Raw genomic sequence first — 17,694 nt, 5'->3', positions numbered from 1 at the left:
GTAGTAGGCCAGAAAACATTCCGATAACAAGCCTTGACCGGCCAAAACACCACAAACTAACGTCTGCTGCATTCTATAGAAAGCAGAATGTGGAGGCGGTGGATGGACGCGACGGCACGCGCGGCGATCGTCACCGACGTCGCGGGACCGGTGGACGTACGCGACTACCCGCTGCCCCGCCCCGGCCCCGGGGAGTTCGTCCTCAAGGTCGAGCTCTGCGGCATGTGCGGCACCGACGCGCACATCTACCGGGGCCGGCTGGCCAGCGTCCGCTTCCCCGCGCTGCTCGGCCACGAGATCGTCGGCACCCTCGCCGCCCTCGGCGCGGGCGTCACCACCGACCACGCCGGCCGGCCCGTGGCGGTCGGCGACCGCGTCGGCGTCTTCCCGTCCCTGAGCTGCGGCCGGTGCTACGACTGCCAGGTGCGGCGCCGGCCCGGCAACTGCCCCGACCGCCGCCCCTCCTACGGCTTCGCCTCGCCCGCCGACCGCCCGCCGCACCTCACCGGCGGCTTCGCCACCCACCTGTACGCCTCCAACGCGGGCACCGTGTTCTACCGGACCGGCCTGCCCCCCGAGGTTGCCGTGCTGCAGGAGCCCCTGTCCGTGGCGCTGCACGGCGTGGAACGTTCCGCGATCCGGATCGGCTCCACCGTCGTCGTCCAGGGCGCCGGCGCGATCGGCCTGATGGCCGTGGCCGCCGCCCGCACCGCCGGGGCCGCCCGGATCGTCGCCGTCGGCGCGCCGGGCGCCCGGCTCGAACTGGCCGCCCGCCTCGGCGCCGACGCCGTGGTCGGGCTCGGCGACGGCCCCGAGAAGCGCCGCCAGGAGATCTTCGACGCGCTGGGCCGCGACGGCGCCGACGCCGTCATCGGCACCGCGGGCTCGCCCGAGGCGTTCCGCGAAGCGCTCGGCCTGGTCGCCGACGGCGGCGTGCTCGCCGAACTCGGCAACTTCACCGACCGCGGCGCCATCCCCTTCAACCCGTACAGCGACCTGCTGAAGCGGGACATCACGATCGCCGGCGTGTACGGCGCCGGCCCCGACATGCAGCGCCGCTACCACGAGGCGCTGACCATCCTCGAACGCGGCGGCAGGCCGTACGAGCAGGTGGTGAGCCACCGCCTGCCGCTCGGCAGGGTCCGCGAGGCGCTCGAAGCCCTCGGCGGCGGCTACGCCCTCGACGGCAGGGATGTCGTCAAGCTCGCGATCGACCCCACCGCGTAAACCCCCATTTCCCCGGAGGAGAAGTCTTGAAAAGCACCCGCCTGGTCGCGGCCGTAGCCGTGCTCGGTCTGGCCGTCGCGGCCTGCGGCTCGTCGGCCGAGGAGGTCCCGGCAGACGGCGGCGGGCTCGGCACCGCGCAGCAGCCCGTGTCGATCCGCGTGATCGCCAACGACGCGTTCGCCAAGCAGTGGCAGGACAAGCTCGTGCCGGAGTTCAACAAGAAGTATCCGAACATCAAGGTCACCATCGACGGCATCCCGTACAACGACCAGCTCGCCAAGACCATGCTGGAGCTGACCGGCACCACCGCCACCTACGACGCGGTGCTCGCCGACGACCCGTGGATCCCGCAGCTCGCCAAGACCGGCGCCCTCTACGACCTCAAGGGCCAGGAGCTGGCCAAGTGGAACGACCCCGAGTACGACTGGGCCGACTTCCACGCGACGCCGCTCGCCGCGGGGGAGTGGGAGGGCAAGCAGTACGCGGTGCCCGTCCGCTCCAACCTGCTGCTGATGTTCTACAACAAGTCGCTCTACAAGAAGGCCGGGGTCGCCGAGCCGACCGCCGAGACCACCTGGGAGCAGTACTTCGCGGACGCCCAGAAGCTCGTCCAGGACACCGACGGCGACGGCAAGACCGACTCGTGGGCCGTGGGCACGTACTTCACCAAGGACCCGCTGACCCCCACCGTGTGGCAGACCGTGCTCAACTCCGACGGCGGCAAGCTGCTCGACGACAAGATGCAGGTCGCCTTCGCCGGCGAGGCCGGGGTCAAGGCGCTGCAGACGCAGGTCGACCTGCTCAAGTACGCGCCTCCCGGGGCCTCCACCTACCAGTTCAACGAGCCGCTGGAGGCGTTCCGGCAGGGCAAGACGGCCACCATGTTCATGTGGGGCAGCGTCTTCAAGGGCACGGCCGTCGACAAGGAGACCACCACGCTGACCCCCGAGGAGGTCGGCATCACCACCATGCCCGCGGGCACCGCCGGGCCCGGCGCGCACCGCGGCATCTGGTCGGCGGGCATCTCCAAGAAGTCCGAGCACCCGGCCGCCGCCTGGACGTGGCTGCAGTGGGTGACCTCCAAGCAGGGCGAGCAGTTCGTCGGCAAGGAGTTCGGCACCTTCCCGGCGCGTAACTCCACCCTCGACGGCACCCCGCCCGCCGACTGGGCCGGGCCGGTCTACCAGGCGCTCAAGGACGGCTACGAGGTCGCGAGCAAGGGCCAGATGTGGCGGCCCAGGCTGCCCGAGTCCGACGCCGTCCAGCAGATCCTGGCGCTGCAGACCAGCCGGGCCATGTCCGGCCAGGCGACCTCCCAGCAGGCGATCGACCAGGCCGCGAAGGAGATCACCGAGCTGCTGAAGACCAAGGGCTACGGCCAGTGAGACGCGTGAGGCTGGGAGAGCCGGGCACCGCCTGGCTCTTCCTCACCCCGGCCCTGGTCCTGCTGGCGGGCATGCTGCTCTACCCGATCTTCTACACGCTCTGGGTGAGCATGTCCGACTTCGACCTGGCCACCTTCCAGCCGACGGGCTGGGTCGGCTGGCGCAACTACGAGGCGGTGCTGAACGACCCCGGCTTCCTGGAGTCGCTGCGGGTCACGGCCGTCTACCTGGTGATCGCGCTGCCGCTGCAGATGGTGCTCGGGTTCGCGATCGCGTTCCTGCTGAACGTGCCCTGGCGGGGGCGCGGGGTGCTGCGGGCGCTGTTCCTCATCCCGATGGTGGTGGCGCCGGTCGTCGCGGGCGGCGTCTGGCGGATGCTGCTCGACCCGCTCTGGGGCGTGGTCAACTACACGCTCGGGCTGGTCGGCATCGGGCCCGTCGAGTGGATCGGCGACCCGGTGCTCGCGATGGCCAGCGTGATCATCATCGACACGTGGCGGTGGACGCCGTTCGTGGTGCTGATCGCCTCCGCCGGGATCATGGCGCTGCCCGGCGACGTGTACGAGGCGGCCAAGTCCGACGGCGCCGGCCGGTGGGCCACGCTGCGGCACGTGACGCTGCCGCTGCTCGTGCCGGTGATGGCGGCGGCGTTCGTGGTGCGCTGGCTGGGCGCGGTCAAGATGTTCGACATCGCGCTGGCCGCCACCAAGGGCGGGCCAGGGAACGCGACGAACGTGGTCAACCTCTACATCTACGAGAAGGGGTTCAGGAGCCTGGAGTTCGGCTCGGCGTCCTCGATGGCCACGATCGTGCTCGTCGTCACGATGCTCATCACCTTTGTCCTGTTCCGCGTGAGCCGGCGTCTGGAGAACCGATGGTGAGAAGGTACGCGGCCATCGCCGGGGCCATCCTGGTGACGCTGGCCTTCCTGTTCCCCGTCCTCTACATGGTGAGCATCTCGTTCAAGCTGCCCAAGGACATCTTCACGGTGCCGCCCCGGTGGCTCGGCGAGTTCACGCTCGACAACTACGTCAGCTACTTCCACCAGGCGCGCATCCTGCCCCGGATCGTCAACACGATCATCATCGCGGTGGGCGCCTCGGCCATCTCCATGATCGCCGGCTCGATGGCCGGCTACGCGCTGTCGCGGATGAGGATGCGCGGCGCCGGCGTCGTCGGCGGGCTCATCCTCGCCTCCCGCGCGGTGCCGCCGATCGCGCTGGTCGTGCCGCTGTTCCTGGTCGCCAGGAAGCTCGGGCTCACCGACCAGTACATCACCGTCATCCTCGCGTACGTGACCTTCCTCGTGCCGTACGTGGTGTGGCTGATGCGGGCGTTCTTCCGCGGCCTGCCCAAGGAGCTGGAGGAGGCCGCGATGATCGACGGGTGCTCCCGGTTCGGCGCGTTCTTCCGCGTCATCGTGCCGACGAGCATCACTGGGCTGGTCTCGACGCTGATCTTCTGCATCATCCTGGCCTGGGAGGAGCTGCTGTTCGCGCTCATCCTCACCAACGACAGGGCGGTCACCATCCCGGTGGCGATCGCCGGCATCGCGGCCGACACCGAGAAGGGCGGGATGTGGGGGCCGCTGGCCGCGGTCGGCGTGCTGACCGTGCTGCCCGTCGTGGTGTTCGCGCTGCTCGTGCAGAAGTACCTGATCAAGGGTCTCGCGGACGGCGCGACCAAGGGGTGATGGGCCGATGAGGATCACAGACGTGCGCGCTCGCGTGATCGAGCTGCCCTACCCCCGGCCGTTCGTGCCGTCGTGGGCGCCGGAGGGCGCGCACCGGGCCATGTCGGCCGTCATCGTCGAGGTCGAGACCGACGAGGGCATCGTCGGCGTGTCCGGCGGCGACATGGGCCACGGCACCGGGCCGATGCTGCTGGAGGCGATCCGCGGCTGGATCCGGCCGCAGCTCGTCGGCCTGGACGCCTTCGCCACCACGCACGTCGCCAACCGGCTGCGGTACGTGGCCGAGTACGTCTTCCCGAGGCCGTGGGTCGTCGGCGTCGCCGTGTGGGACGCCGTCGGCAAGGCGTGCGGGCAGCCGCTGTACAAGCTGTGGGGCGGGCACGCGGGAGCCGTCCGCGCCTACGCGAGCTTCGGCGAGGTCCGCACCCCCGAGCAGCGGGTGGAGGACAGCCTCAAGGCCGTCGCCGAAGGGTTCCAGGGCATCAAGCTGCGCGTCCACGCCAAGACCATCGCCGAGGACGTGGCCCAGGTCGCCGCCGTGCGCGAGGCCGTCGGCCCCGGCGTGGCCCTCATGGTGGACGCCAACCAGGCCGCCGCCCGCTGGCGTTACGCCCCCGACGGCACCCGGCTGATCTGGGACTACGACCGGGCGCTCACCACGGCCAGGGAGCTGGCCGGTCTCGGCGTCGCCTGGCTGGAGGAGCCGCTGCCCCGGCACGACTACCGCACGCTGTGCGAGCTGACCGCCGCCTCGCCGATCCCGATCGCGGGCTGCGAGCACAACCGCGGCATCGGCCAGCTCGTGCGCATGCTGGAGGACGGCTGCTTCGACATCTTCCAGCCGGACGCGAACGAGAGCGAGGAGATCGGCGCGCTGCGCGACTTCGGCGCGATGGCCGCCGCCCGGCAGCGCAAGGTGATCCCGCACGCCTGGGCCACCGGCCTCGGCGTGGCCGGCAACCTGCAGCTCTGCGCCTCGCTGCCGAACTGCGACTGGCTGGAGTACCCCTACGATCCGCCGGTGATCGTCCCGGAGGTGTTCCACGCCATGCTGACCGAACCGCTGCTGCCCGATTCCTCCGGTCTCGTAGCCGTTCCGGAAGGACCCGGACTCGGTGTAGAGCTTGATCATGCGGCGATCGAGCCGCTCACCGTCCAGCGGGTCTGAAGGGCTCCCCACCATGGCCGAATCGCGTTCCCCGTTCCGCACCAAGGCGGATCTGGCCGCCGAGCACATCAAGCACCTGATCATGACCGGTGAGGCGCCTCCCGGCACGAAGATCACCACCCGGGTGGTGGCCGAGGCGGTCGGCATCAGCGAGACGCCCGTGCGCGAGGCCATCAAGCAGCTCTGCTCGGAGGAGTGGCTGGTCGAACGCCCGCACGTGGGCGCCGTCGTCGCCGCGTTCACCGTCGAGAACGTGCGCGAGCTCTACAGCGTGCGGGCCGCGCTGACCGCGCTCGCGCTGGAGCTGGACGGCCGCCCGCTGGCGGGCGAGCGGCTGGCCGAGGTCGACGCGGTGCTCGCCGAGTGCGAGATCGCCGTCGGCGCCGGTGACGTGGCCGCGTTCGCCCGGCTCAACCGGCGCTTCCACTCGCTGCTGTGCGACACCGAGAACAGCAAGCTCACCCACCGCATGCTGCAGGGCCTGTGGGCCAGGACGGAGACCGCCCAGCGCGGCTTCCGCCTGGTCCCGTGGCGGCTGCCCGAATCGCACGCCGAGCACGTCGCCATAAGGAACGCCCTGGTGGCCGGCGACATCTCGCTGGCCAGCGAGCTGCAGCACGCGCACGAGATGGCCGCCATGAAGGCGCTGATCGAAGGAATCCAGGAGACACATGGCTGACACACGACGGGCGCTCATCGGGGCCGACTGGCGGGAGGCCGGCGGCACGTTCACCGTGTACGCGCCCGCCACCGGCGAGCCGCTGGCCGAGGTCGCCGACTGCGGCCCGGAGCTGACCGGGCAGGCGATCGACGCCGCCTGCGCCGCGCTGCCGGGCTGGCGGGCCATGCCCGCGCACGAGCGGGCCGACCTCATGCGCGCCGCCGCCCGGGAGCTGGCGGCCCGCGCCGGCGCGATCGGCGCGATCATGACGGCCGAACAGGGCAAACCGCTCGCCGAGGCGACCGGCGAGGTGCTGTCCGGCGCCGACCACCTGCTGTGGGCCGCCGAGGAGACCCGCCGCCTCTACGGCGAGACCGTGCCGGGCGCGCACGCCGACAACCGGATCTGGCTGCTGCCCGAGCCCGTGGGCGTGGTCGCCGGCATCACGCCGTGGAACTTCCCCGTCTCGATGATCACCCGCAAGCTCGGCCCGGCGCTCGCCGCGGGCTGCACGGTCGTGCTCAAGCCCGCCGAGCTGACCCCGCTGTCGGCCGTCGCCGTCGCCGAGGCGTTCGTCGCCGCCGGGCTGCCGCCTGGCGTGTTCAACCTGGTCACCACGTCGCGCCCGGCCGCGTTCGGGGCCGCCGTGATGGCCGACCCGCGCGTGCGCAAGGTGTCGTTCACCGGCTCCACCGAGGTCGGCAGGGAGCTGATCAGGCAGAGCGCCCACGACGTCAAACGGCTCAGCGTCGAGCTCGGCGGGCACGCGCCCGTGCTCGTCTTCCCCGACGCCGACCCGGTCGCCGCCGCGCGGGCCGTGGCCCGCAGCAAGTTCCTCAACGCCGGCCAGGCGTGCACCTCGCCCAACCGGATCTTCGTGCACTCCTCGCTGAGCGCCGCCTTCACCGCCGAGCTCGTCCGGCAGGCCGAGGCCGCCGAGCTGGGCCCGCTCATCGACGAACGGGCCGTCGCCAAGGTCGCCAGGCACGTCGAGGACGCACTGGCCCACGGCGCGAAGGCGCTGACCGGCGGGGTCCGCCCCGGCGGCGCTGGAACGTTCTATCCGGCGACCGTGCTCGGCGGCGTCACCGAGGACATGCTCGTCTGCCGCGAGGAGACGTTCGGGCCGGTCGCCCCGGTGCTGGAGTTCGACGACTGCGACACGGTCGTCGAACGCGCCAACGCGACCCCGTACGGGCTGACCGCCTATGTGTGGACCAACGACCTGAGCAGGACCGTCCGGGTGGCCGAGGAGCTGCAGTTCGGCATGGTCACCGTCAACGGCGGGCCGCTCGCGCCGCCGCAGGCGCCGTTCGGCGGCGTGAAGAGCAGCGGCTACGGCCGCGAGGGCGGGCACCACGGGGTGGCCGACTACCTGGAGTACAAGTACCTCAGCATCGGGCTGGGGCGATGACGGAGAGCACGATGAACACGAGCCCGCGCGCGGTCGCCGAGCGCGAGATCACCAGCCGGGTCGACCTGTGCCTGCCCGACGGGCGGCTCAACCCCGCCGCCGTCGGCTGGAGCCGCACCCCGCTGCACCGCGCCAACATCCGAGGCTGGGGCCGCACCATGCGCTGGGACTACTGGTGCGTGACCAGTCCCGGCCAGGTGTTCGCGTTCAGCGCCAGCAGCCTCGACTACCTGGCGGGCGAGTCGGCGTTCTTCCTGGACCGCCGCACCGGCGAGCAGGTGACCAGCAAGGGCCTGCTCGTCCCGGCCCGGGGCGTGTCGTTCTCCGCGCGCAGCGGCGAGGGCAGCGTCCGCATCGGCGCGGGTCCGGTGCGGATCAGCGTGGACGAGACCGCCGACGGCACCCGGCTGCGGCTGAAGTCCGCCGAGATGGAGGCCGACCTGCTCGTGCACCGGGTGCCGGGCCGCGAGAGCCTGTCGCTGGTGGTGCCGTGGAGCACCCGCCGCTTCCAGTACACGGTCAAGGACGTGGGCCGCCCCGCCGAGGGCACCGTGCGCGTCAACGGCAGGACGTACGCGTTCGCCGCCGGCGACGCGCTGGCCACGCTCGATCTCGGCCGGGGCCGCTGGCCCGGCGAGATCCTGTGGAACTGGGGCGCCGCCTCGGGCCGCCCCGGCGGCCGGGACGTGGCCGTGCAGCTCGGCGGCAAGTGGACCGACGGCACCGGCAGCGTCGAGAACGCGCTCATCCTCGACGGCCGGGTGCACAAGATCAGCGAGGAGCTGGTCTGGCGCTACGACACCACCGACTGGAACGCGCCGTGGCGCATCACCGGTGACCGGGTGGACCTGGAGTTCGTCCCCGAGCACGTCCGCGAGGCCGACATCAAGCGCGCCCTCTACATGCGCACCCGGGAGGCCCAGGCGTTCGGCCACTACCGGGGCACGGTGGTGGCCGACGACGGCGAGGTCGTGGAGATCTCCGGCCTGTACGGATGGGCCGAAGAGGTCTACCGCCGCTGGTGACGACACCCCCGGCCGAGGGGAGGCCGTGGGCGGGGGGGTCAGGTGAGGGTGAGGCGGGCCAGGCGGTTGCGGACGCCGTCGAAGTGGGCGATGACGGCCGTGACCGCCGCCGGCTTGTCGGCCGCCTGGACCGCCACGTAGATGTCGCGGTGGCGGCGGGCGACGTCGGCGGGGGACTCGTCCGGGGCGCCGAGATGGTCGCGCAACTGGTGGTAGACGTCCCAGAACGCGCCGAGGAGCTGGCTGACGACGGGGTTGCCGAGCGGCCGGTAGAGCAGGTCGTGGAAGAGCCGGTCGGTCTCGGGGGAGATGTCGTCCACCAGCGCCTCGGCCTCCATGCGGGCCATGACGTCGGCGACGGCGGTGAGGTCGGCGGCGTCGCCCAGGTCGATGAGCCGCTGGACCAGGCCGACTTCGAGGATCTCGCGGATCTCGATGAGGTTGGCCAGGGCGTTGCGGCCGTTCTGGAGCGTGATGCGGCTGTGGAAGGTCAGCTCGTCGACTAACCCGGCGAGCGACATGCGGCCGACGAACATGCCGAAGCCGTGGCGGATGTCGACGATGCCGACGGCTTGCAGGGCCTTCAGCGCTTCCCTGACCGAGTTGCGGCTGATGCGCAGTTCTTCCATCAGCTCGGATTCGGTGGGCAGGGGGTCGCCCGCCTTGAGCCCGCGCTTGAGGATGAGCTCCTTGACGCCCTCCTGGGCCTCGACGGCACGGCTGAGCCGTGAGCGCGGGGCAGTGGTCATGAAAGATCCCTTCTCTGCGGACTGGTGCGTAACATTCCGGAAACCTCCTGTTGACCGCAACCAGGCCTCGCATCTAGCGTCCACCTTACGCAAAAGATAGGACATGGGATGTCCCACGTTCTACGTTGGGCTACCCCCCGGGAGGCATCCGTGAGCCCTGAGTTCAGCCGCCGCGACTTCTTGCGTTACAGCGGAGCGACAGGGGCGGCCGCGATCATCGCGTCCACTCTGGCCGCCTGCAGCGGAGGCCCGGCTTCGACCGGCTCGGTCGGCGCGGGATCCAACAAAGACCTGATCACCGCCGTCATCGGCTACGGCAACGACCAGAGCTGGGACCCGACGCAGACCGCCTCGGCCTTCGCCATGGCCGGCATCACCCACATCTACGAGGGCCTGCTCGACACCGACCCCATCACCCGCGAGCCGTACCCGGCGCTGGCCACGGCCCTGCCCGACGACCTGAACGCCACCACGTGGAAGTTCACGCTGCGCGAGGGCGCCAAGTGGCACGACGGGCAGCCGGTCACCGCCGACGACGTGGTCTTCACGTTCGAGCGGGTGCTCGACCCCGAGGCCAACGTGCTCGTCGGCAACTTCTTCCGCTCCTGGCTGGAGGAGGTCAAGAAGGTCGACGACCGCACGGTGGAGCTCGTCTTCAAGTTCGCCTTCCCGGACGCGGCGCCCCGGCTCACCATCGCCAAGATCATGCCGAAGCACGTCTTCTCCCAGCCGGGAGCGTGGGACCAGGCCAAGAGCGGCAAGGCCGTCGGCTCGGGTCCGTACAAGATGACCGCGCACAACCCCAAGTCCAACACCTCGTTCGAGGCGTTCGACGGCTACAACGGGCCCCGGCCCGCGACGGTCAAGCAGATGAACTGGCTGACGATCGTCGACGCGGCCGCCCGGGTCGCGAAGATCTCTGGCGGCTCGGCGGAGGCGCAGATCGCCGACAACATCCCGTACGCCAACGTCGACCAGCTCAAGCAGCAGGGGCTGACGGTCGAGGGCGGCGCGGGCATGAACCACATGTTCCTGATGTTCAACACGGGCACCAAGCCGTTCGACGACGTGCGCGTACGGCAGGCGCTGCACTACGCGATCGACAAGAAGAAGATGATCGACGTGGCGCTCAAGGGCCACGGCACCGCCTCCAGCTCCTTCCTCAACGAGGGCCACCCCGACCACAAGCGGGCCGCGGTCGTCTACGACTACGACCCGGACAAGGCCAAGGCGCTGCTGAAGGAGGCCGGGGTCAGCAACCTGACGGTCAACCTCATGGCCGTCAACGTGAGCTGGATCGCCGACTGCCTGCCGACCATCGCCGCCTCGTGGGAGGCGATCGGCGTCAAGACGACGCTGGAGCCGCAGGACACGGCGGCGCTGTTCACCAAGATGGACCAGTTCCAGGACTACCAGGTGGTCGCGGCGGCCTCGAACCCCAACCAGTTCGGCATGGACGCCGACCTGATCCTGCGTTACAACTTCGTCGAGGGCGGGCTCTGGATGAAGTACGCCCACTTCGACGGCAGCAAGGACGCCAAGGCCCTGTTCGCGATGATGGACGAGGCCACCAAGGAGCCGGACAAGGCAGCCAAGGCCGCCAAGGTCCAGAAATATCTGGACGTCATCGCCGAGCAGGCCGTCCTCTACCCCGTCGTCCACACCGAGCTGATGACCGCCTGGGACCCCAAGAAGGTCTCCGGCGTCCGGGCGCAGGCATACCCCGGCATCAACCTGCTCCAGGCCAAGCGCACCTGAGCCGCCATGATCCTGATCGCCAGAATGCTCGCGCGGCGGGTGCTGATCCTGATCCCGCTGGTGCTCGGCGTCGTCGCGTTCGTGTTCATCGTGATGCGCTTCTCCAACAGCAAGCCGGAGTACGCCTACTTCCAGGGCGCGAACCCGACCGCCGAGCAGATCCGCCAGTTCCAGCTGGAGAACGGCCTGCTGGACCCGCTGCCGCTGCGATACGTCCGATTCGTCGGCGACCTGCTGCAAGGGGACATGGGCACCAGCGTGCTCACCAAGAAGCCGGTGATCGAGTCGATCGCCACGGCGCTGCCGCTGACGCTCCAGCTCACGTTCCTGGGCCTGGCGGTCGGGATCGTGCTGTCGCTGGTGTTCGGCGTCGCCGGGGCGCTGTTCCGCGACCGCTGGCCGGACCAGGTGATCCGCATGGTGTCGCTGGTCGGCGTGGCGGCCCCGTCGTTCTGGCTGGCGCTGCTCATGATCCAGTGGCTGGCGGTGGGCGAGGGCCTGTTCCCGACAGGCGGCTACATCAACCCGGCCGACTCCTTCGGCGGCTGGCTGCGCTCGATGACGCTGCCCGCCCTGTCACTGTCGCTGCCGATCGCCGCCCAGCTCATCCGCATCATCCGCACCTCGATGGTGGAGGAGCTGGACCGCGACTACGTCCGCACCGCGATCGGCAGCGGCCTGCCGCCGATCGTCGTCGTCGGCCGCAACGTGCTGCGCAACGCGCTCATCAACCCGCTGACCGTGCTCGGCCTGCGCATCGGCTACCTGATCGGCGGCACCGTCGTCATCGAGACGATCTACGGGCTGCCCGGCATGGGCCAGCTCATGATCAACGCGGTGCGTGACGGCGACCCCGCCGTGGTGCAGGGCGTGGTGCTGACGATCGCGGTCGGCTTCATGGTCGTCAACCTGGTGGTCGACGTCCTCTACCTGCTGGTCAACCCCCGGCTCAGGAGTGCCGCATGAGACGAGGACTGGCGGAACGCCTGTCGAGGCCGGGCGTGGGATTCAGGAGACTGCCGCCGCTGTCGTGGCTGGCCGTCGGCATCGTGGTCGTCGTCGTGCTGGCGGCGCTGTTCGCGCCGCTCCTCGCCCCGTACTCGCCGTACTTCCAGGCCACCACCGGCGGCGGCCCGTCGGCCGAGCACTGGATGGGGCTCGACAGCGCCAACCGCGACATCCTGTCCAGACTGCTGTACGGGGCCCGCTGGTCGCTGATCATCGGCCTGGGCGCGACCGGCCTGGCGCTGGTCGCCGGAGCCGTGATCGGCGCGGTCGCGGCCACCTCCCGCCGGGCCGTCGACGAGACCATCATGCGGCTGCTCGACGTCATCATGGCCTTCCCCGGCATCGCGCTGGCCGCGGTGCTGGTGGCGGTGTTCGGCGGCAGCATCCCGGTGCTGGTCATGGCCATGGCGTTCCTCTACATGCCGTCCGTGGCCCGGGTCGTGCGCGCCAACGTGCTGGCCCAGTACGGCGAGGACTACGTCGCCGCCGAACGCATCATCGGCGCGCGCACCCCGCACATCATCATCAAGCACGTCGCGATCAACTGCGCCGCCCCGGTGCTGGTCTTCTGCACGGTGATGGTGGCCGACGCGATCGTGTTCGAGGCGTCGCTGTCGTTCATCGGCGCCGGCGTGCGCCCGCCCGACCCGTCGTGGGGCAGCGTCATCGCCGACGGCAAGAACCTGGTGCTGCTCGGCGGCTGGTGGGCCACGGTCTTCCCCGGCCTGCTCATCCTGATCACCGTGCTGGCGCTGAACATCCTGTCCGAAGGCATCTCCGACGCCTGGGCCGCCCCGGCCGCCCGCAAGAGCGCCGTCCGCAAGGACGACGACGCCTTCGAGCAGGCCCGGCCCGGCTCCGGCGAGATCGTCGAACTGCCCGGCCTGGCCGAGGCCGCGCGCCGGCTCGCCGAACGGGCCCGCCCGCTGCCGGCCGGCCCGCCGATCCTGTCGGTCACCGACCTGCGCATCGGCTTCGACGCCGGGGTGGACATCGTCGACGGCATCTCCTTCGACGTACGGCCCGGCGAGGTCCTGGGCCTGGTCGGCGAGTCGGGCTGCGGCAAGTCGCTGACGGCGCTGACTGTCATGGGCCTGCAACCGGCGAACGCCCGCGTCGGCGGCGAGATCGTCTTCGACGGGCAGCACCTGCTGACGATGCCGCGCAAGGCACGCAGGAAGCTGCTCGGCCACGACATGGCGATGATCTACCAGGACGCGCTCTCCTCGCTGAACCCGGCCATGACCATCAAGGCCCAGCTCAAGCAGGTCTGCCGGCGCGGCGGCCGGCGCACCCCCGCCGAGCTGCTGGAACTCGTCGGCCTGGACGCGCGCCGCACGCTGACGTCCTACCCGCACGAGCTGTCCGGCGGGCAGCGGCAGCGGGTGCTGATCGCGATGGCGCTGTCACGCGAGCCCAAGCTGATCGTCGCCGACGAGCCCACCACCGCGCTCGACGTGACCGTCCAGGCGCAGGTCATCGAGCTGCTGCTGAAGCTGCGCGAGGAGCTCGGGTTCGCGCTCATCCTCGTCTCCCACGACCTGGCGCTGGTCGCCGACGTCACCGACCGGGTGGTCGTCATGTACGGCGGCCAGATCGTGGAGACCGGCGTCACCGCCGAACTCGTCGGAGCGCCGGCCCACCACTACGCCCGCGGACTCCTCGGCTCGGTGCTGTCGCTGGAGTCGGGGGCCGAACGGCTCACGCAGATCCGCGGCGTGGTGCCCTCGCCCGCCGACTTCCCGGCGGGCTGCCGGTTCGCCGACCGGTGCCCGATGGCCTCCGAGGTGTGCCGTACGGACGCGCCCGTGCTGACGGGCGACGACCGCAGGCACACGGTGGCCTGCCATCACCCGGCCGTGGTCCTCACCGGAAGCCAGCAGGGGAGCGAGCAGCATGCTTGAGCTGAAGGACGTGCACGTCGTGCACAAGGCGCGCTCGGGCGGCCTGTTCTCGCGCGACCGGGTCCACGCCCTCACCGGCGCGGACCTCGTGGTCGGCGCGGGCGAGACCGTCGGCGTCGTGGGCGAGTCCGGCTGCGGCAAGTCCACGCTGGCCAAGGTCCTGGTCGGGCTGCAACGGCCGACCTCCGGGACGGTGTCGTTCCGGGGCCGCGACCTGTGGGGGCTGAAGGAGTCCGAACGCCGCTCGCTCATCGGCACCGGCGTCGGCATGGTCTTCCAGGACCCGTCCACCGCGCTGAACCGGCGGCTGCCGGTCCGCCAGGTGCTGCGCGACCCGCTCAACGTGCACCGGCGCGGCACCCCGGCCCAGCGTGACGCCCGCGTGCGCGAGCTGCTGCAGCTCGTCGGGCTGCCCTCCGGCGCCGCCGACGCGCTGCCCAGCCAGCTCTCCGGCGGGCAGCGGCAGCGGGTGGCCGTCGCCCGCGCGCTCGCCCTGGAGCCGGAGCTGATCGTCGCCGACGAGCCGACCAGCGCGCTCGACGTGTCGGTGCGGGCGCAGATCCTCAACCTGCTGCTCGACCTGAAGGAGCGGCTGGGGCTGGCCCTGGTGTTCGTCTCGCACGACATCCAGACGGTCCGCCGGATGAGCGACCGCGTCGTCACCATGTACCTGGGCCGCATCGTCGAGCAGACGCCCGCCGAGGCGCTCCCGCTCGGCGCGCGGCACCCGTACACCCGGGCCCTGTTCTCGGCCACGCCGGGCCTGATCTCACCGATCAACCCGATCCCGCTGGTCGGCGCGGTGCCGTCGGCGACCAGGCCGCCGAGCGGCTGCCCGTTCCGGACCCGCTGCTGGCGGGCCGACGACGCGTGCGCGGCCGCCTGGCCGCCCGCCGTCACCGACGCCGACCACCTCTACCACTGCCACCACCCGGTGGCGGCCGGCGCCACCGACCTCGAACTGATTCAGGAGCGTGTATGACCCCCCTCACCGGAGTGATTCCCCCGGTTTGCACACCGTTGACCCCTGGGGGTGAGGTGGACGCCCGGTCGCTGACGCGGCTGGTGGACCATCTGCTGGAGGGCGGCGTGGACGCGCTGTTCGTGCTGGGGTCGTCCTCCGAGGTGGCCTACCTGACCGACGCGCAGCGCCGGGTGGTGCTCGACACGGTGATCGGGCACGTGGGCGGCCAGGTGCCGGTGCTGGCCGGGGTGATCGACATGACCACGCCCCGGGTGCTGGAGCACGCCGCCGTCGCGGCGGCGGCCGGGGCGTCCGGGCTGGTGGCGACGGCGCCGTTCTACACGCGCACCCATCCGGTGGAGATCGCCACGCACTTCCGCACGCTCGCGGCACGCGGCGGGCTGCCGGTGTACGCCTACGACCTGCCCGTGTCGGTGCACACCAAGCTGAGCGCCGAGCTGCTGCTGGAGCTGGCCGCCGACGGGTCGCTGGCCGGGGTGAAGGACTCCAGCGGCGACGACGGCGGGCTGCGGCGGCTGATCCTCGGCAGGCGGCCGCCGTTCAGCGTGCTCACCGGGTCGGAGCTGACCGTGGACAGCGCGCTGTGGATGGGCGCCGACGGCGTGGTGCCGGGCCTGGGCAACGTGGACCCGCACGGCTACGTGAACCTGGTCCGCGCGGCCGGGCAGGGCGACTGGGAGGCGGCCAGGCGGGAGCAGGAGCGCCTGGTCAGGCTGTTCGAGATCGTCCAGGTGGGCGGCTCGCGGATGGGCGGCAGCTCGGCGGGGCTGGGCGCGTTCAAGGCGGCCCTGCACCTGCGCGGCATCATCGACCACCCGGCCACGGCGGTCCCGCAGGTGCCGCTGAACGAGGACGAGACCGGCCGGATCGGCAAGCACCTGGCGGCGGCCGGTCTGCTGTAGGGGCTATCTGCTGACGCCGTCGCCCTGCCCGGTCAGCAGGCGCAGGTCGTCGCGGCGGGGCAGGCTCTCCCAGTCGCCCTGCGAGGTGACGGCGAACGCGCCGGCGGCGCACGCCATGTCGAGCCGCCGATCCGGCGGGGCGTCGTCGAGCAGTCCCGCCAGCCATCCGGCGGCGAACCCGTCGCCGGCGCCGACCGGGTCGACCTCGGTGACCCGGTACGGCTCGGCCCGGCGCAGCACGCCGCCGGACAGCTCCAGCGCCCCGCGCGCGCCGAGCTTGACGAGCACGTGCGCGGGGCCGAGCGCGGCCAGCGCCCAGGCGAGCTCCTCGGGGCCGCCCGCCGTGTCGGGGCCGGTGACGAGGCGGCCCTCGGCCTCGGTGGCGAACAGCACGTCCACGTCGCCGACGGTCTCGCGCAGCCAGGCGCCTGCCTCCTGCGGGGTCCACAGCGCGCGGCGGTAGTTGACGTCCAGCGACACCGTCACCCCGGCGTCCCGCGCCAGCTTGACGGCATGGCGTACGGCCTCGCGGGCGGTCGCGGACAGGGCGGGGGTGATCGCGGAGACGTGCAGCACCCGGGCGGCCCGGACGAGCGACGGGTCGAGGTCGTCGGGGGAGAGGCGGGACCCGGCGCTCCCGGTCCGGTAGTAGCTGACGTCGATGTGGTCGGCGGTGCGCCTGCCCTTGATCATGAGGCCGGTCGGCGCGCCGGGATCGGGGACGGCGCGCACGTCGACGCCCTCGCCGGCCAGCGTCGAGCGGATCAGGTCGCCGAACTCGTCGGCGCCGACGCGCCCGATCCAGCAGGCGGGATGGCCCAGCCGCGCCACGCCGATCGCCACGTTGGACTCGGCCCCGCCCAGTCCCAGGTCGAAGTCCCGGGCGAAGCGCAGCGGCCCCGTGCGGCGGGCCGCGAACAGCGCCATGGTCTCGCCGAAGGTCACCAGTCCGGTCATCGCGTGGAGCCCAGCTTTCTCGAGATGCGCGCCGCCGCCCCCGCCACCAGCGGCCCCAGCTCGCGCACCCGCGCGGCGGTGATCCGCGAGGTGAGGCCGGAGACGGAGATGGCGGCGGTGACGGCGTCGTGGTGGTTGAAGATCGGCGCGCCGACGCAGCGCACCTCTGGTTCGTTCTCCCGATCGTCGACGGAGTAACCGCGCCTGCGCACGTTCGCCAGCTCGGCGCGCAGCCGGGCCGGGTCGGTGATCGTGTGCGGGGTGGCCCCGGGCAGGCCGGCGGCGACGACCTCCTCGACGGTCTCCTCGGGCTGCCAGGCCAGGATCGCCTTGCCGACGGCGGTGGAGTGGAGCGGGCCGCGGCTGCCGATGCGGGAGGCCATGCGGACGTTGGCCTGGTTCTCCACCTTGTCGATGTAGACGACGTGCGGCGGGTCGTAGACGACCAGGTGGACGGTCTCGCGCACCTCGCTCATGAGCCGGTGGGACTCCTCGGCGGCGACGGCGCGCAGGTCGAGCGACGACAGGTAGGACTGGCCGAGCCGGAGTGAGCCGTGGCCGAGCCGGTAGGCGCCGGTCTTCCTGTCGCGCTCCAGCAGGCGGGCGTCGACGAGCGGCGCGGCCAGCCGCAGCACGGTGCTCTTGGGCAGGCCGACGGCCTCGGCGAGCTGGGTCAGCGTGAGCCCGCTGTGGTCACGCACGTGCTCCAGCACCACCAGGGCGCGTCTGAGCGAGGCGGACTGGTTGCGTTCGGGCACACGCGCCAGCCTACGACAGGTTTCGGTTTTGCAACACAGCGTTGTGCAATGCAGAACAACTCCGACAGTCACTTCCCAGCTACCCGCCGCCTTCCTACTG

The 17,694-nt window shown here is 71.5% G+C and carries 16 protein-coding genes; 13 read left to right on the top strand and 3 right to left on the bottom strand.

Annotated elements, in window-relative coordinates:
- The first annotated feature begins 102 nt into the window (after positions 1–102).
- Genes ACBI99_RS02235 through ACBI99_RS02200 form a run of 8 tightly spaced genes read left to right on the top strand, consistent with a single transcriptional unit; the run spans position 103 to position 8,573 of the window.
- Complete coding sequence (locus ACBI99_RS02235) at positions 103–1,227, top strand: zinc-binding dehydrogenase (RefSeq protein WP_375071562.1); 1,125 nt, start codon at positions 103–105, stop codon at positions 1,225–1,227.
- Positions 1,228–1,253: 26 nt separating this feature from the next.
- Positions 1,254–2,612 carry a sugar ABC transporter substrate-binding protein gene (locus tag ACBI99_RS02230; protein ID WP_357592811.1) on the top strand — a complete coding sequence of 453 codons (1,359 nt, stop codon included), beginning with the start codon at positions 1,254–1,256 and terminating at the stop codon, positions 2,610–2,612.
- 5 nt (positions 2,613–2,617) lie between these two features.
- Positions 2,618–3,493 (top strand): sugar ABC transporter permease, encoded by an 876-nt coding sequence (locus ACBI99_RS02225; RefSeq protein WP_308126029.1) that lies wholly within the window; start codon positions 2,618–2,620, stop codon positions 3,491–3,493.
- Positions 3,487–4,305: a carbohydrate ABC transporter permease gene (locus ACBI99_RS02220; RefSeq protein ID WP_219510556.1), complete on the top strand. Its 819-nt coding sequence runs from the start codon at positions 3,487–3,489 to the stop codon at positions 4,303–4,305. Before ACBI99_RS02225 ends, ACBI99_RS02220 begins: the two co-directional genes overlap by 7 nt.
- 7 nt (positions 4,306–4,312) lie before the next feature.
- Positions 4,313–5,473 (top strand): mandelate racemase/muconate lactonizing enzyme family protein, encoded by a 1,161-nt coding sequence (locus ACBI99_RS02215; protein ID WP_375071561.1) that lies wholly within the window; start codon positions 4,313–4,315, stop codon positions 5,471–5,473.
- Between the two features lie 13 nt (positions 5,474–5,486).
- A complete protein-coding gene (locus tag ACBI99_RS02210) occupies positions 5,487–6,152 on the top strand; it encodes a GntR family transcriptional regulator (protein WP_219510553.1) in 666 nt (221 codons plus the stop codon).
- Positions 6,145–7,548: an NAD-dependent succinate-semialdehyde dehydrogenase gene (locus ACBI99_RS02205; RefSeq protein ID WP_375071560.1), complete on the top strand. Its 1,404-nt coding sequence runs from the start codon at positions 6,145–6,147 to the stop codon at positions 7,546–7,548. Before ACBI99_RS02210 ends, ACBI99_RS02205 begins: the two co-directional genes overlap by 8 nt.
- Positions 7,549–7,559: 11 nt before the next feature.
- Positions 7,560–8,573 carry a DUF2804 domain-containing protein gene (locus tag ACBI99_RS02200; protein ID WP_246646195.1) on the top strand — a complete coding sequence of 338 codons (1,014 nt, stop codon included), beginning with the start codon at positions 7,560–7,562 and terminating at the stop codon, positions 8,571–8,573.
- Positions 8,574–8,611: 38 nt separating this feature from the next.
- On the opposite strand, the gene ACBI99_RS02195 is transcribed toward ACBI99_RS02200, so the two are convergent.
- Entirely contained in the window at positions 8,612–9,322 is a 711-nt protein-coding gene (locus ACBI99_RS02195) for a FadR/GntR family transcriptional regulator (RefSeq protein ID WP_219510550.1), read from the bottom strand.
- A gap of 150 nt (positions 9,323–9,472) precedes the next feature.
- On the opposite strand from ACBI99_RS02195, the gene ACBI99_RS02190 reads away from it, so the two are divergent.
- The 5 genes from ACBI99_RS02190 to ACBI99_RS02170 are packed head-to-tail and all read left to right on the top strand — an operon-like array spanning position 9,473 to position 15,879.
- Positions 9,473–11,080, top strand: coding sequence for an ABC transporter substrate-binding protein (locus tag ACBI99_RS02190; protein ID WP_357592817.1), 1,608 nt, complete (start codon positions 9,473–9,475; stop codon positions 11,078–11,080).
- Positions 11,081–11,086: 6 nt separating this feature from the next.
- Positions 11,087–12,046, top strand: coding sequence for an ABC transporter permease (locus ACBI99_RS02185; RefSeq protein WP_364176335.1), 960 nt, complete (start codon positions 11,087–11,089; stop codon positions 12,044–12,046).
- On the top strand, positions 12,043–13,992 hold the full coding sequence (locus ACBI99_RS02180) for a dipeptide/oligopeptide/nickel ABC transporter permease/ATP-binding protein (protein ID WP_375071559.1): 1,950 nt from the start codon (positions 12,043–12,045) through the stop codon (positions 13,990–13,992). The genes ACBI99_RS02185 and ACBI99_RS02180 overlap by 4 nt, the downstream gene beginning before the upstream one ends.
- Positions 13,985–14,974: an ABC transporter ATP-binding protein gene (locus ACBI99_RS02175; protein ID WP_357592819.1), complete on the top strand. Its 990-nt coding sequence runs from the start codon at positions 13,985–13,987 to the stop codon at positions 14,972–14,974. The genes ACBI99_RS02180 and ACBI99_RS02175 overlap by 8 nt, the downstream gene beginning before the upstream one ends.
- The gene (locus ACBI99_RS02170; protein WP_219510545.1) at positions 14,971–15,879 is read left to right on the top strand and encodes a dihydrodipicolinate synthase family protein; all 909 of its coding nucleotides are present in this window, start codon (positions 14,971–14,973) and stop codon (positions 15,877–15,879) included. The genes ACBI99_RS02175 and ACBI99_RS02170 overlap by 4 nt, the downstream gene beginning before the upstream one ends.
- A gap of 3 nt (positions 15,880–15,882) precedes the next feature.
- On the opposite strand, the gene ACBI99_RS02165 is transcribed toward ACBI99_RS02170, so the two are convergent.
- Both ACBI99_RS02165 and ACBI99_RS02160 read right to left on the bottom strand, forming a co-directional pair.
- Positions 15,883–16,836 carry a sugar kinase gene (locus tag ACBI99_RS02165; RefSeq protein WP_219510544.1) on the bottom strand — a complete coding sequence of 318 codons (954 nt, stop codon included), beginning with the start codon at positions 16,834–16,836 and terminating at the stop codon, positions 15,883–15,885.
- Positions 16,833–17,594: an IclR family transcriptional regulator gene (locus ACBI99_RS02160; protein WP_357592821.1), complete on the bottom strand. Its 762-nt coding sequence runs from the start codon at positions 17,592–17,594 to the stop codon at positions 16,833–16,835. Before ACBI99_RS02160 ends, ACBI99_RS02165 begins: the two co-directional genes overlap by 4 nt.
- Between the last annotated feature and the right edge of the window lie 100 nt (positions 17,595–17,694).

This window comes from Nonomuraea sp. ATR24, from assembly GCF_041950485.1.
GTDB classification, from domain to species: Bacteria; Actinomycetota; Actinomycetes; order Streptosporangiales; family Streptosporangiaceae; genus Nonomuraea; species Nonomuraea ceibae.
The sequence above is the reverse complement of the archived record's forward strand: the minus strand, read 5'-3'. Positions and strand labels throughout refer to the sequence as shown.

Bases quoted from the DNA above. Each gene is read 5' to 3' on its own strand.
- ACBI99_RS02235 (WP_375071562.1), top strand. From the start codon at position 103: ATGGACGCGACGGCACGCGCGGCGATCGTCACCGACGTCGCGGGACCG.
- ACBI99_RS02220 (WP_219510556.1), top strand. From the start codon at position 3,487: ATGGTGAGAAGGTACGCGGCCATCGCCGGGGCCATCCTGGTGACGCTG.
- ACBI99_RS02215 (WP_375071561.1), top strand. From the start codon at position 4,313: ATGAGGATCACAGACGTGCGCGCTCGCGTGATCGAGCTGCCCTACCCC.
- ACBI99_RS02210 (WP_219510553.1), top strand. From the start codon at position 5,487: ATGGCCGAATCGCGTTCCCCGTTCCGCACCAAGGCGGATCTGGCCGCC.
- ACBI99_RS02205 (WP_375071560.1), top strand. From the start codon at position 6,145: ATGGCTGACACACGACGGGCGCTCATCGGGGCCGACTGGCGGGAGGCC.
- ACBI99_RS02200 (WP_246646195.1), top strand. From the start codon at position 7,560: ATGAACACGAGCCCGCGCGCGGTCGCCGAGCGCGAGATCACCAGCCGG.
- ACBI99_RS02195 (WP_219510550.1), bottom strand. From the start codon at position 9,322: ATGACCACTGCCCCGCGCTCACGGCTCAGCCGTGCCGTCGAGGCCCAG.
- ACBI99_RS02185 (WP_364176335.1), top strand. From the start codon at position 11,087: ATGATCCTGATCGCCAGAATGCTCGCGCGGCGGGTGCTGATCCTGATC.
- ACBI99_RS02180 (WP_375071559.1), top strand. From the start codon at position 12,043: ATGAGACGAGGACTGGCGGAACGCCTGTCGAGGCCGGGCGTGGGATTC.
- ACBI99_RS02175 (WP_357592819.1), top strand. From the start codon at position 13,985: ATGCTTGAGCTGAAGGACGTGCACGTCGTGCACAAGGCGCGCTCGGGC.
- ACBI99_RS02170 (WP_219510545.1), top strand. From the start codon at position 14,971: ATGACCCCCCTCACCGGAGTGATTCCCCCGGTTTGCACACCGTTGACC.
- ACBI99_RS02165 (WP_219510544.1), bottom strand. From the start codon at position 16,836: ATGACCGGACTGGTGACCTTCGGCGAGACCATGGCGCTGTTCGCGGCC.